12 protein-coding genes and 1 rRNA gene are annotated in these 14,039 nt (G+C 48.4%); 7 read left to right on the plus strand and 6 right to left on the minus strand.

What is annotated here, in order from left to right:
- The 4 genes from ACVB80_RS24050 to ACVB80_RS24065 all read right to left on the minus strand — a co-directional run.
- Positions 1–1,266: ribosomal RNA gene (locus ACVB80_RS24050) — 16S ribosomal RNA — on the minus strand; the annotation flags it as partial.
- 446 nt (positions 1,267–1,712) lie between these two features.
- A complete protein-coding gene (locus ACVB80_RS24055; protein WP_481083805.1) occupies positions 1,713–2,972 on the minus strand; it encodes a cyclic di-GMP phosphodiesterase in 1,260 nt (419 codons plus the stop codon).
- 116 nt (positions 2,973–3,088) lie between these two features.
- Positions 3,089–3,916 (minus strand): HDOD domain-containing protein, encoded by an 828-nt coding sequence (locus ACVB80_RS24060; protein WP_481083806.1) that lies wholly within the window; start codon positions 3,914–3,916, stop codon positions 3,089–3,091.
- 71 nt (positions 3,917–3,987) lie between these two features.
- Positions 3,988–4,812, minus strand: coding sequence for a nucleotidyltransferase domain-containing protein (locus ACVB80_RS24065; RefSeq protein WP_481083807.1), 825 nt, complete (start codon positions 4,810–4,812; stop codon positions 3,988–3,990).
- A gap of 300 nt (positions 4,813–5,112) precedes the next feature.
- On the opposite strand from ACVB80_RS24065, the gene ACVB80_RS24070 reads away from it, so the two are divergent.
- The 6 genes from ACVB80_RS24070 to ACVB80_RS24095 all read left to right on the plus strand — a co-directional run bounded on the left by ACVB80_RS24070 (position 5,113) and on the right by ACVB80_RS24095 (position 11,078).
- Positions 5,113–6,126, plus strand: coding sequence for a porin (locus ACVB80_RS24070; protein WP_481083808.1), 1,014 nt, complete (start codon positions 5,113–5,115; stop codon positions 6,124–6,126).
- Between the two features lie 269 nt (positions 6,127–6,395).
- Positions 6,396–7,211: an ABC transporter ATP-binding protein gene (locus ACVB80_RS24075; protein WP_481083809.1), complete on the plus strand. Its 816-nt coding sequence runs from the start codon at positions 6,396–6,398 to the stop codon at positions 7,209–7,211.
- On the plus strand, positions 7,208–8,149 hold the full coding sequence (locus tag ACVB80_RS24080) for an ABC transporter substrate-binding protein (RefSeq protein ID WP_481083810.1): 942 nt from the start codon (positions 7,208–7,210) through the stop codon (positions 8,147–8,149). The genes ACVB80_RS24075 and ACVB80_RS24080 overlap by 4 nt, the downstream gene beginning before the upstream one ends.
- 7 nt (positions 8,150–8,156) lie before the next feature.
- On the plus strand, positions 8,157–9,173 hold the full coding sequence (locus ACVB80_RS24085; RefSeq protein ID WP_481083811.1) for a FecCD family ABC transporter permease: 1,017 nt from the start codon (positions 8,157–8,159) through the stop codon (positions 9,171–9,173).
- Positions 9,174–9,792: 619 nt separating this feature from the next.
- A complete protein-coding gene (locus ACVB80_RS24090; RefSeq protein ID WP_481083812.1) occupies positions 9,793–10,296 on the plus strand; it encodes an Hcp family type VI secretion system effector in 504 nt (167 codons plus the stop codon).
- Complete coding sequence (locus tag ACVB80_RS24095) at positions 10,293–11,078, plus strand: DUF4225 domain-containing protein (protein WP_481083813.1); 786 nt, start codon at positions 10,293–10,295, stop codon at positions 11,076–11,078. Before ACVB80_RS24090 ends, ACVB80_RS24095 begins: the two co-directional genes overlap by 4 nt.
- Before the next feature lie 438 nt (positions 11,079–11,516).
- Here the strand turns inward: ACVB80_RS24095 and ACVB80_RS24100 are convergent, their stop codons facing one another.
- Positions 11,517–12,077 carry a YagK/YfjJ domain-containing protein gene (locus ACVB80_RS24100; RefSeq protein ID WP_481083814.1) on the minus strand — a complete coding sequence of 187 codons (561 nt, stop codon included), beginning with the start codon at positions 12,075–12,077 and terminating at the stop codon, positions 11,517–11,519.
- 342 nt (positions 12,078–12,419) lie between these two features.
- Positions 12,420–12,650, minus strand: a complete 231-nt coding sequence (locus ACVB80_RS24105) for a hypothetical protein (RefSeq protein ID WP_481083815.1) — start codon at positions 12,648–12,650, stop codon at positions 12,420–12,422.
- 261 nt (positions 12,651–12,911) lie between these two features.
- On the opposite strand from ACVB80_RS24105, the gene ACVB80_RS24110 reads away from it, so the two are divergent.
- Positions 12,912–14,023, plus strand: a protein-coding gene (locus ACVB80_RS24110) for an IS3 family transposase (protein ID WP_481081072.1) whose coding sequence is annotated in 2 segments (ribosomal slippage) — positions 12,912–13,164 and positions 13,164–14,023 — 1,113 coding nt in all. Because the reading frame shifts where the segments join, the coding sequence is not laid out codon by codon here.
- Positions 14,024–14,039 lie beyond the last annotated feature (16 nt).

The raw sequence follows: 14,039 nt of genomic DNA on the forward strand, positions 1-14,039 counted from the left end.
GCCCTCTGTATGCGCCATTGTAGCACGTGTGTAGCCCTACTCGTAAGGGCCATGATGACTTGACGTCGTCCCCACCTTCCTCCGGTTTATCACCGGCAGTCTCCCTGGAGTTCCCACCCGAAGTGCTGGCAAACAAGGATAAGGGTTGCGCTCGTTGCGGGACTTAACCCAACATTTCACAACACGAGCTGACGACAGCCATGCAGCACCTGTCTCAGAGTTCCCGAAGGCACCAAAGCATCTCTGCTAAGTTCTCTGGATGTCAAGAGTAGGTAAGGTTCTTCGCGTTGCATCGAATTAAACCACATGCTCCACCGCTTGTGCGGGCCCCCGTCAATTCATTTGAGTTTTAATCTTGCGACCGTACTCCCCAGGCGGTCTACTTAACGCGTTAGCTCCGAAAGCCACGGCTCAAGGCCACAACCTCCAAGTAGACATCGTTTACGGCGTGGACTACCAGGGTATCTAATCCTGTTTGCTCCCCACGCTTTCGCATCTGAGTGTCAGTATCTGTCCAGGGGGCCGCCTTCGCCACCGGTATTCCTTCAGATCTCTACGCATTTCACCGCTACACCTGAAATTCTACCCCCCTCTACAGTACTCTAGTATGCCAGTTTCAAATGCTATTCCGAGGTTGAGCCCCGGGCTTTCACATCTGACTTAACAAACCACCTGCATGCGCTTTACGCCCAGTAATTCCGATTAACGCTCGCACCCTCCGTATTACCGCGGCTGCTGGCACGGAGTTAGCCGGTGCTTCTTCTGCAGCTAACGTCAAACAATGCCGCTATTAACGACAATGCCTTCCTCACTGCTGAAAGTGCTTTACAACCCGAAGGCCTTCTTCACACACGCGGCATGGCTGCATCAGGCTTGCGCCCATTGTGCAATATTCCCCACTGCTGCCTCCCGTAGGAGTCTGGACCGTGTCTCAGTTCCAGTGTGGCTGATCATCCTCTCAGACCAGCTAGGGATCGTCGCCTTGGTGAGCCTTTACCTCACCAACCAGCTAATCCCACCTGGGCATATCCTGACGCGAGAGGCCCGAAGGTCCCCCTCTTTGGCCCGAAGGCGTTATGCGGTATTAGCTATCGTTTCCAATAGTTATCCCCCACATCAGGGCAATTTCCCAGGCATTACTCACCCGTCCGCCGCTCGCCGCCCATAAACGCACCCGAAGGATTGTTTATGTCGCTGCCGCTCGACTTGCATGTGTTAGGCCTGCCGCCAGCGTTCAATCTGAGCCATGATCAAACTCTTCAATTTAAGATTTTGTCGGCTCAATGAATACTGAACATTACATAAGTAATGTTTGAATTGACTGTGCTGAGTCCGAAGACTCAATGGTCACTTCGTATCATTGAAACCATTTTGCTTCCTAAGAAGCTAGTGATTATCATCAACGAGTGCCCACACAGATTGATAGGTTTATATTGTTAAAGAGCGTTGCTTTAAGTTATCTCTCAAAGCGGAGGTGAATTCTAGCGGGATACTTTTCAGTGTCAACCACTTTTTTCCACCTCTCTGACAGGAAGTTTGTTGTTCCGTGTCAGTGAGGCGGCATTATAGAGATGCCCTGAACTTTGGCAAGCAAAAAAATGGATTTTTTTAATGAAAATGAGCCGTTTGGTGGGTATTTGTACGGAGTGCAATTTACCCAGACAATACCACCACCAGAAGCACAACTTACCCACAGAAGCCTGTGGATAAGCTCAACTATCAGTATCAAAGAAGTAAGAAATTCGGGTTCGGGGATTCAAATACTCGCGCACTTTTTCCGGTAACTTACTTGGAAGGATAGCAGCTTCAATTTTCAGGTCGCTTCCGGCGAGGTCCAGTATCGGTGCCTGGTTACGTGGCACATTTGGATCGTAAAGCAGAACATTCGGATAAAGAATGGCTTTTGCGTTTACCGAGATGACCAGCCCCACCATCTTATTACACAGCTGCACAACCGTGCCTGGCGGGTAGACGCCCATAAACTTAATCAGAATATTGAGGTCTTCCCCGTTATAGAGGTGCTTACAGTTCTTATATAGATGAGACAGCGCGCTGAACGGGATCTTCTGCTCGGCAGGAATCCGGGCATGGCACAGGTTGTCATACGCATTCGCCAGGCCGATTATCTGCGCATAAGGATCAATCGCGTCACCTTTTAATCCTTCAGGGTAGCCTTTACCGTCCATGGTTTCATGGTGCTGGGCGATGACCTTAATGGCCGACTCAGCAAATCCCTCTATCTTATTAGCCAGCTCTACCCCGTACTTAGGGTGCAGGCGGAAATAGTTTTCCTCCGGCGGAGTATAAGCCGTCGTCTTATTAAGGATAGCGGCCGGAACCCTGACCTTCCCCATATCATGGAACAAGGCAGCAAAAGCGATCTCTTTGATCTGCTCTGCAGCCATTCCTTTGCTCTTGGCGATCATCATCGCAATCACGGCAACGTTCAGAGAATGGAAATAGATATCTTTGGTTTTACTCTTACCACTCATCAAATGCAGCGTTACGCTGTTGTCCTGAAGCAGTGAATCAACAATACTGTCTACCATCAGGCCGGCTTCAGTCACCGCGTCAGCCGGGCGACTGCGGATTTTACTCATTACCGAGCGAAGCTGGGCAATTGAGCGTTCAAAATCTTTCTCGCACTGCTGAACCCTTCTGCGGTAAGCATTGAGCTTCTCGATCCGGAGCTCTTTCTCCCGCCACATTTTCTTCTTGGCTTCTTCCAGCTCACTGACCTTCTGTTCAGCTTCTTTGATTTCAGGCGATTCCTGAACCGGGAGCGGCTGAGTATCACTTTGCTCCGGATTAATATAGACGTGCTTAATCCCCAGGTGCTTAATGATATCAACCTGCTCCTGGGACTTAATCTTGAAACTGTTCAGCAGAAAGGGGTGATCCTTCCAGCTCACCGGAAGACGTACATGAAGCCCCGGCTGGATACGATCAACCGTTATCTTAATACTTGCCACAAGTGACTGAATCCATCCTTATTCAACAACAGCGATAAATTATATGATAATCAGTCTCAGATCATCATTACTTTTACTGTAAATATATGAGTTTGAACCGATCGGATGAAAAGTTTCTACGCAATCATCTGATCGGCAATTTCCCGGCCCTGACCACGCACTTCGGCCAACTGGGCGTAGAACTCCGGTGAAAGCCCAAGTGCCCTGGCATCCTGACTCCCTTCCAGGTAATCATACTGTTCCTGCTCTGACTCCAGCTGATCCCAGTCCCGGTTCAGTAAATAAGCAAGGTGCAACAGGGTCGCCATCTTCTTATCTTCTTCCGCATTGACCGGTGCCATATAGTGGGCAATCGAGTCGGTCAGCTCGGGAGCAAACTTCCACGCTGTCGCCAGTTTGGCCCCCAGTTTGGTTGAAGTGGTCCCCAGCAACTCGTTTTGCACCAGTGACGGTTCTTCGCCTTTTTCTACCCTTGCAGTGATCTCTTTTGCCCAGTCAGGGGCCAAAGAGTGAATCATCAGTTCACCGATGTTATGCAGTACTCCGGCGGTAAACGCCCGGTTTGGATCGAGTCTGACGGTTTTTGCTATCCGGCTGGCTATTGTGGCGACCTCGAAGGTATTCGCCCAATACGTTTTGATATCCAGTGTTTCAAACTTTGGAAATGCACTGGAAAGCACAGACACAGCCACCAGGGTCTTGATGGGTTCCGTGCCAAGCCGGACCACTGCCTCATCAATAGAAGCAATGCTTCGGGCACGGCCAAAATGAGCCGAGTTGGCAAGCCTCAGTACCTTGGCAGAGACCACCTGCTCAAGGGCGATCTTTTCAGACAGCTTGTGAAAGTCCACCTCATCCTGGTTGACCATTTCAATCAACTCCTGCAACACCCGCTTGATTTTAGGCAGTTCGTTGATTCTGGCTAACAGCTCCCCCTGCTCCATAGCATTCTCCCGGCCATACATCCTGTTATTAATATAGCTTAGAATGAGCCGGGCAACCGGGCTGTCATGGTTTATTCGGAGTCGGAGGTGAACGACTTCCGAATAGCCAGACTCTCTTTAGACAGCAATGCCAATTGCTCAGAAAGCCTTCGGACTTCATCCATCATTCTCTCTTCACCAACACAGCCAAAGAGCGCGTCAAGCTGCTGACGAAAACCGTCCGGCCGCAGCGGACAGTGTTGCTCTGCATACTCAAGCATTCGCTTCTCTCCCGGATGAGGCTGGTGATTAATCGCAAACAGAACATCAAAGTAACTCGCCAGATACTCAGTAAGCCGGTGATGAACACTGATTCTGTCCTTTCGTTTCAGGGCTTTTTCTATCTGCCCGGGAAAAGCAGGCATCGCATCCAGCAGCAGCGGCAGGTTTTTCTCCACGACAGCGGTTGCCAGTCCGGGCGGGTACTCAACACCGAAGCGCTTCTGCAAAGCAGCATATCTTCCCTGCTGGTCATACAGGATTTCCGAGTTAAGCAGGTTATACCAGAAGCAGGTGCTGTACCCCACCGAAGCATTGTGCTGCATCACGCAACTTTCCAGCGTACGGGAAAAGTCATCCAGATTACGGTAAATCAACTCAATCTCTTCACCGGATTTCAGTACCCCATCATCCTCTTCTTCCCAGTACCGGTTCACCAGTTCCATATAGCGACAGTAACGCCCGGTGATCGCTTTCCGTACCTCCGGGTCAAGTGGTTCCGACAGATAGATATAGAAATCGTAATCAGACAGAGCATCGTGTTGCTCCCCGGCCCGTGATCCGGCCAGGACAACGGCCTCAACTTCCGGCCTCTGGCTCAGCTCTTCAATCAGTTCATGCACATATACTTCAGACATAATGAATCCTCCCCGGCTCCACCATATACCAGTCCTGCCCGCCCGGACTTTGCCATTGCGCACAATTTCGGCGCCGACACAATTTGCAACAACGGTGAATCCGGATAAAAAACCATCTGAGAAACACAAAATAAAAACTAAAAATCACTTATAAACAAAGTGTTAATTCAGCCATCTGTAATTTGTATCGTTTCATAAAATTTGATTCAAAATTCACCGAACTTATCGATAGAGTGATTTTACCCATGCCATACATTTCAACCACAAATGGCAGATAACAACATTCATGGAATACAGGTAATGAAAAAAACACTCATCGCAATCGCAGTATGTGCTGCCAGTGCACAGGCAAGCGCAGTCGAAATCTACAACCAGGAAGGTACGACCTTTGACATTGGTGGCCACGTATCAGTAGGCCTGACCGGCTCGGACAGCGAAGATGCCAGCGTGAACGCGGTTTCGCCACGTATTAACTTCAATGCAACACACGACCTGGGCAACGGTTTTACCGCTGATGCCAAAGGTGAATGGGCACTGAACTATCTGGACGGCGGTGAAAACGCCTTTACTACCCGTCTTGGTTACATCGGTCTGACCCACGACCAGTACGGCCGTGCTGTAGTCGGTACCCAGTGGGCGCCATACTATGACGTTGCCGGCGTTGCCGATAAACCTATCGCGTTTGCTAACGACTTTATCTACACCGATCACGGCGTACTGGGTACCGGCCGTGCAGACAAGATGGTGAGCTACCGCAACGCCCTTGATCTGGGTAATGCAGGTAAACTGAGCCTGGGCCTTGGCTGGCAGGGTGATAACAGCAAGACCGTTGATGATAACAGCGATCCAAATAACATTGTTCGTACAACAACTAACTACGGTGACCGTGCTCAGGCAGCCCTGACTTACGCGTTCGACCAGTTCACTGTCGGTTACGTGCATAACACCGGTAATGTAGACAACAAGAAAGAGACCTTTAACACCGCAAGTGCGAGCTACGGCTCTTACGGCAACGGTCTGTATGTCGCGGGTGTATACCAGATCCGTGAAAACAAAGATGCTGACTTCAAAGAGCTGTCTCAGGAAGCGCTGATCGCTTATGCGTTCGAAAACAACCTCAACCTGAGCGTGAACTACGAAAATCAAAAAGACGACATCAACAATAAAACGAACTACACCACTTCAGCTATTCAGGCGGAATATAACTTCACTTCAAGCTTTGTCGGCTACTCGGGTTACCAGTTTGACCTGAACAACGAAGACGGCCACAAGAAAGATGACAAGTGGATGTTCGGCGTACGTTACTACCTGTAACGCGCTAAAAACTGATAGTCCCGCAGCACCCGCCTCACGGCGGGTGTTTGCGCTTCTGTTACTGAGAAAAGCCTCAATTAAACATTTGGATACCAAACACGTCAGAAGTTTCGCTTAAAAAGCTAAAACCCGGAAAATCATTGTGTTATAAAGCAGAATTAGAGTTATAACTCTACAGTCAAGTCAGTTGCAATTCTGCCCCCGGTTCGGTTATACCGGGCACAGCTCAGGCACTTTGCTTTCACCTTTAATCAATAAAACAAAAGCCGATGCCTTCTACACCCAATAGCCCCATACTGCAGGTTTCTGATTTAGGTTACAAAACCAGGCAAAACCAACTCCTGGTAAGTTCCGTCACCTTTGATCTTATGAAAGACGAGAACCTTGCAATCATTGGGCCCAATGGCTCAGGGAAAAGTACCCTGCTCAGGCTGTTATCCGGAGTACTGACTCCCACACAGGGAGAAATACTCTATGCCAGCACTCCCCTGAATCAGCTCCCGCTTCAGCAGCGCGCATCAAAAATCGCACTCATCAGCCAGCATGAAAAACCCGACACCCGTTTAACGGTCAGGGACTATGTTCGCCTTGGCTGTATTCCACATGAAGCCAGTCTGTCCCGGGAAGAGACAGAGGACAGCATTAAACACGCGATGTCTCTGCTGGACATATCTCATTTATCCAATAAGACCATGCAGCAACTCTCTGGTGGTGAAAAACAAAAAGTATATATAGCAAGAAGCTTATGCCAGAAACCGGATCTGCTGCTGCTTGATGAGCCAACCAATCATCTGGATCCCAGGGCCAAAGGAGAGGTGCTTTCGATCATCGCAAGTTTAGGTATCACCACGATTACCGTTTTGCATGAACTGCCGCTCGCCGCACAAATGTGTGACAAACTTCTGCTGCTTGAAGAAGCAAAAGTTAAAGCCTTTGGTACACCGGAGCAAACCCTAACAAGCCAGCTTGTGGATCAGGTTTTTGGTGTCAGCCTGCACCGTTTTGATCATCCCCGGGAAAACCGGGATCTTGTCTGCCTGGATATTCCTTTAATAAAAAACTGCCTAAGGATGGAACTTACATGAACAAAATCCTTTCCTCTCTCACCCTCTGTTTGAGCGCAGCCACACAGGCCGGTATCACTGTTGAAAACTGTGGCCAGCCGGTAACTTTCGACTCCGTGCCTGAGCGCATGATCGTGCATGACATCAACATGACTGAAATGGCCTTTGCCCTTGGCCTGCAGGACAAAATGGCTGGCTTAACCGGTATCAGTGGCTGGTATCAAACCAGCCCGGAATTTGATGAAATGCGGGGAGATATACCCGAGCTGGCACCGAAACATCCCACCATGGAAAACCTCATCTCGGCAAATCCGGACCTCTTCTTTGCTGGCTGGTATTACGGCATGAAACCCGGCGGTGAGGTGACACCTGATACGCTGGCAGCACAAAACATTAATACTCTGGTTCTGAGTGAAAGCTGCATTCACCTGAACGGCAAACGTGAGAAAGCGACCATGGACCTGCTGTTCAATGACGTCGCCCGGCTGGGAAAGGTGTTTGAAAAAGAGCAGCAGGCCGGTAAATTGATTTCCGGCTGGCAGGCGCAACTTGCTCAGATTGAAGCCAAAGTTGGAGACATTAAAGACACCCGTGTTTTCCTCTATGACTCAGGGGAAGAAAAACCCTTTACGGCTGGTAAATACGCCATCATTAGCGCAATGATTGAAGCTGCAGGAGGTCAAAACGTCATGGCGGATATGGAGACCAGCTGGGGGCGGGCATCCTGGGAAAATGTCGCGATGAAGAACCCGGAGTTCCTGCTGCTGGTCGATTACCAGGGCAGCAGCGGTGTGACTCAGCTGCTGGAGTTCCTCAAACAACATCCGGCAATGAAAGAAACCGACGCAGTGAAAAATAGTCGATTCATTGCCCTGAAATATGCTGAGTTAACTCCTGGCCCGGCGAATATCAACGCGATAAGGAAAATCGCTGAAGCAATGAATCCGGAGCGTTTCTGATATTACTATGAGCACTGTCCGTCATATCAGCTGGATAGCAGCAGGCGCCAGTTTAACTGGTGCCTTACTGATTTTGTCCGTTATGCATGGCTCCACACCGATCCCGGCTGAATCCGTTTTCAATGCCTTTCGGTTACTGATCACAGGAGCGGAAAATGATATCGGCCCGGTGTATCGCATTATTGTTGATTTACGTCTGCCAAGAGCAATTCTGGCTGTATTAGCCGGTGCAGGCCTGGGCGTGGTGGGAACTCTGCTGCAAACAACCACCAGGAATGATCTGGCGGACCCGTTTTTGTTTGGTTTGAGCTCAGGAGCAGCTGCAGGAGCGGTCGCGGTCATGACTTTAGGCGGAGACCTGTTTGGAATCTGGAGTCTGCCTGTCGCCTCTTTCGCCGGTGGAATGACAGCCTCGGTTCTCGTCATTGCCCTGGTAAGAAGAATGGCTGGAGCTGGCCCGGAAAAGCTCATCCTCGCTGGTCTTGCCGTGTCTTTTATCTTTACGGCTTTAACAAACTTTCTGGTCTTTTCCGGAGATCAAAGAGCGGCTCACTCGGTACTGTTCTGGTCTCTGGGGGGGCTGGGGCTCGCCCGGTGGGACAACCTGCTGCCAGCTTTCGCAGGGTTTATCATCGTCTTCAGCTATGCCCTGCACAACCATCGCAAGTTCGATGCCCTGCTTGCCGGAGAGCAGACGGCATATACTCTTGGCGTAGATCCGGTTAAGCAGCAGAACCTGACCTTTATCATTTGTGCTTTCAGTACCGCCGTGTTTGTTTCCCTGACCGGAATTATTGGCTTTATCGGCTTAATGGTGCCACATATCGCCCGCATGATGAGCGGCTCGTTGCACAAAGGGTTAGTTCAGTTATCCGCGATACTCGGAAGTATCTTCCTGCTGGGCAGTGATTTAATTGCCAGAGTCGTACTCGCACCACAGGAGTTACCTGTCGGTATTGTTACCACCTCAGTTGGCGGCATGTTTGTTTTTGTCCTGTTGATGAAACAATCATCGGGAAACTGATTGCAGAAAAGAAAACAGAATCAGTATTTAATCATACTGAAAACGGGAGATGGTACCGGTGGGCGGAATTGATGGTCCGGCACTCCGGCCGCCACGCTGGATACGAAGACAGCATTTTCACATCCCAAAAACGACGAAAGGCCGCTGTATAAGCGACCTTTCTGAATGATGGTACCGGTGGGCGGACTTGAACCGCCACGCCCGAAGGCAACGGATTTTGAATCTCAGACCTGCGATCTTCTCCGGTAGTATATGCCCGCCACTACTGGGTTTCAAGCTAGTTCAGCCCACTCTGAACTACTTCGATTTGGGACAAATTACCCACGAATTACGCACGCTCAATATTAAGCAAACTAGAACTCCACTACCTAAATGCTCAGCAACTTGCTTACAAATCTGGCTGGAATCAAGATCACATTATTTTAAAGTACTCATAGCTTCATATTCGACACTTTGCCTACCAAGTAAAACGTATTAAAAGCTTCCACCTTCGATTTCACACCAACGCCCACCAGGAAGCTTTATCAACAAGCCTAAAAGTCCAGTTATTTCAACAGAGTGCCTCCGAGTTACCTTTCCGCTAGTATTCGGGCTAACTTAACTGACTGAGCTATAAAAAATGGCGACCATTGCATATCTATCAATCGAAAGCATCAACAGCGGATGCCTCACTACCGGATGCAACACCCCACTATCAATGGGAAACTCGTACCAACTAGGCCACGAAGATGAAATCACGGTTTTGTCTTTTTCCCACTCTCTAGCTTTTGAAAATCGCTCCCATCACAGCCCTATCCAAATAGTCAAGAAAGTCGATAAAAGTTCACCGGTCCTGGCCCAAGCTTGTACAGACGGAGAAGAGCTAACTTGCAAACTGACCTTCTACCGCCCAAACAGCAAAGGAGGCAATGAGATTTTCTATGAAATCAACCTGTCTGGTGCTCTGATAAGATCTGTATCCACCCACATGGCACATACCATTGACTTTAATGGTGATGAAATGCAAGAAACTATCCTAATCTCCTACAGAGATATCCAGTGGAGACACGTTGCAGCCAATACTGGAGCTTATGCCTCATGGCTAACCCCTCTTTCTAAAGCAGCACAGGACCTCATCAGATGAGTATGTCTGCCAAGGAAACTGAAGAAGAAAAAGTAAAACTAGCCATCAGAGGGTTGCTTCGACAAACCAATACGTTAAGTACTTCATACCTTCAAGATCCTATGGTTCAGCATCAGTTCAGAAACGAATATCTGTTTCTGGGTAAGTGCTTGGTGGATGACTACCAAAATGGCATCTTGTCCGAATCAAGGCTTGTTAGATATGTGAGACAAGAGCGCCAGAGCTTACTTGATCAGGCCAAAGAGATAGGCAAGTACGGTGTTGGTTTAATCGCTGGTGCGGGCCAGTTATCAGCAGGCTATGCGCTTTGCGTAACCTCATCTGTATTTTCCTTTGCTGGTGCATCATGGTGTAGCACAGTTGGAGCCCCGGTGATGGCCCACGGAGCAAACAACATCCATGAGAACTCATACAATATAACCGGTAACATAGTGCAAAACTGGAAAGGCCAATACACTGGGGACTATGGCGATGGAAGTGGCTGGCTGAGGGAAGGGTACAGAGCCGCGGCTAAAAAAGCCGGATTCACATCTCAAGAAGGTGACTTGGCCTATGCCGGAGTGGATATTGCGTCGAGCTTGTATAGCCTTCAGAATGTAGTCAAACCGGCGCTCAGTGCAAATGTCCCCAATGCCCAACAGTTTAAGCTTTTCAAATACTACGCCGTCGACTACAGCAAAGGTTGGCGCTCTATGTCTAACAGTGCGCTTGGGCTTGAGTTGCTAGGAGACTCCATCACTGTCAACGGGGCTCTATCACCATATTTTCAGGAAGATAAGTAAATGCTTTTCGCACTCTATGCACTACTCAGTATTGTTGGCCTATTCAGTATTAACTACATGTCGATGCTATACACAAAAAAACAAAGCACGCCTTACTTCCTTCTATATGCATTAGTGTTCGTAGCGTTTGGTACCCAGCAATACTCTATCTTCTTCGACGGAAAAGTGCTCCCTCACTGGTTTTTTTTCCTGTCAGAATCCTCGACAGAAGTCTCAGGATGGATGGAGCTCATAGCGTTTGTTTTTCTAATCTTGTACGTTATGACGCTCCCTCCCTCAAAACTAAATAAAACATTCAGGCTTCTAACAAGACTGGCGCAAGCACAGAAGAAAACGTGAAACCGGACGCTTTCAGGCCATTTATATAAAAAGAATTTCGGAACGGAACAACTAATAAAGTGTCCGGTAAACGTCCGGATGCACTGGTATCAGTCAAACCTATTTGAAGCGGCTTACCCCATACTCATGCACTCCTTCAGGGCAAGAATGTTTCTGTCTCACTTTGGCCAAATAGGATGTGCGTGCAATAAGCTTCCTATAGTCCTTATTATTGAATTTCTTTACTATGCAGTAACAGTTCTTAGAGATGTGCAAATGGTAAAACACCGACCTTGTGAACAGTTCGCTCAATAAGTGCGTAAGCCGGGAAGGTGCAACACGGCTACCGTCTACCATGATGACCCAGTGATAATGCTGTTTTACCGCTGTATCAGCCTGCTCTCTTACCCATAGAAACCCAATACCCAAACCATCAAAAGCTCTTTGCAAGTGCCTGACAATTTTCAACCTAAGTTCACTAATAACCGAGTTACTGGTTGTAAACTCTTCAACCTGAACGTCAAAGCGAACTGCAAGAACACTTCTATAGCGTTCGAGCATCTTGTCTAACTGTTCAGCAAAAGCTTTGAGAATGGACGGGTACCAACCTAACTCTCCTCGCGGTATCTCCATGACAGCCCCTTTGTACTTCCAGATTTTCTTGGTACTTTTCGATTTCATGTTCCTTAAGCTTACCCACGCAGTGACGGCTACCTAAGAGCCGATATAGATAATATTTAAACCTGTCGTAAATCGGCGTTTTCCGAATCATCCTCAACCGACAAAACCAAGACTAACCAACTGAATATAAAGAACATAACAAACAGACCCCAAAAAAAAGCGTAAGCTTTATCGATGAACAACAGTTGTGTTTTTTAAACTGTCTTAGGTTATTCAGGGCCAAAAAAACCACCAGCCATAAGCTGGTGGCTTGCTACTTCCAATCCAAGAAAACTAGGCTTTTACACACGAAATTACGCACAAGACCCGGATACTCCCCGTGAGAACTGGGCTCACGAGAGATTATTTATCCGTCGTCCACTGTTCAGGCAATTCACCGTTCATCCACATAGCAAACAGTTTGAGGTTGATATAACCGCGCTTGCCAACGATTTTGTAGCACCGTTCCAATCCCGGATACTCTCTGCGCTTCCAAATCAGGTGCTTCAGTTGAGACAAAGTAAACTGCTTATAGCGTCTGGCCAATTCACCCACTGGAACCCAGTCATTTAAATCGAAAACTACTTCAGACATACGTTCATCCTTCTTAATTCATGTTCAGAACTTATATTGGTTTGAGGCAAGGACTGCCTCTCTCTCACAAGTGCAGTCGAATGCTGTGGGTACAGATTAAGGACGATTGCTGGTGGAGCGTTACGAAACTGGGAAGTTTTCCTGATTGCGGCCTACAAGAATGACGAGAGAATATTGATATCAATTGTAACCCTCCCCAAAAAACTGGTCACTAGTAATTAGAGCTTTTCCGTTTACACTGAAACAAACGGAGAACGCATGATGAAGAAATCACGCTACACAGAGACACAAATCGTCAGGATCCTCAAGGAAGTGGAAGCAGGCCGAAAGGTCAATGAAGTTTGCCGTGAATATGGCATCTCTGATGCGACTTACTACAACTGGAAATCCAAGTATGGTGGTATGGAAGCATCGGATGTGAAACGCCTGAAAGAGCTTGAAGATGAGAATCGAAGGCTCAAACAGATGTTTGCTGATCTCAGCCTTGAGCATCGCATTGTCAAAGACATTCTGGAAAAAAAGCTCTAAAGCCAGCGGTTAAACGGGAACTGGTCGATTATGTTCGCAAACAGTTCCAAACCAGCCTGAGAATGGCCTGCCGCGCAGTTGGCATCAGTGATTCGGTATATCGCTACCGGCCAGATCCTCACCGGGATGATGAGGTGATAGCCAAACTTCAGGAAGTAACTGAGCGGTATCCTGCATACGGATTTGGCAAGGTATTTGCCGTGCTCAGGCGTTGGGGGCATGCATGGAACCATAAACGGGTTCATCGTGTTTACTGTTCTCTGAAACTGAACATGCGCCGCAAGGGCAAAAAACGCTTACCCAAGCGCGAGCCCGCGCCCCTGATATGCCCGGACTGGGTCAACAGCTGTTGGTCTATCGACTTTATGAGTGACTCACTGAACTGTGGCAGACGCTTTCGCACATTCAATGTCGTGGATGACTTCAACCGTGAAGTACTCGCGATTGAAGTGGACCTGAATCTGCCCGCTCCACGGGTGATACGGGTTCTCGAACGTATCATTGCCTGGAGAGGCTATCCCGGAAAACTGCGAATGGACAATGGGCCAGAGTTTATCTCAACCGCTTTGGCTGAATGGGCAGAAAAAAACAAGGTGGAACTTGAGTTCATTCGGCCAGGAAAGCCCACAGAAAACTCGTATATCGAGCGTTTTAACCGGACGTACCGGACAGAAGTTCTGGACATGTATGTGTTCAAAACACTGAGTGAAGTCCGGGAACTGACGGAAAACTGGATGAGGGAGTACAACGATGAACGCCCTCATGAATCACTGAATGATCTGACTCCCTGGGAGTATTTAGCAAGGCATGAAAACAGGAAAACCTCTAATTTAGAATGCCACTAAAACAGGGAGGGTTACA

The sequence above is a fragment of the Vibrio sp. 9-16B-A1 genome (genome assembly GCF_056726165.1).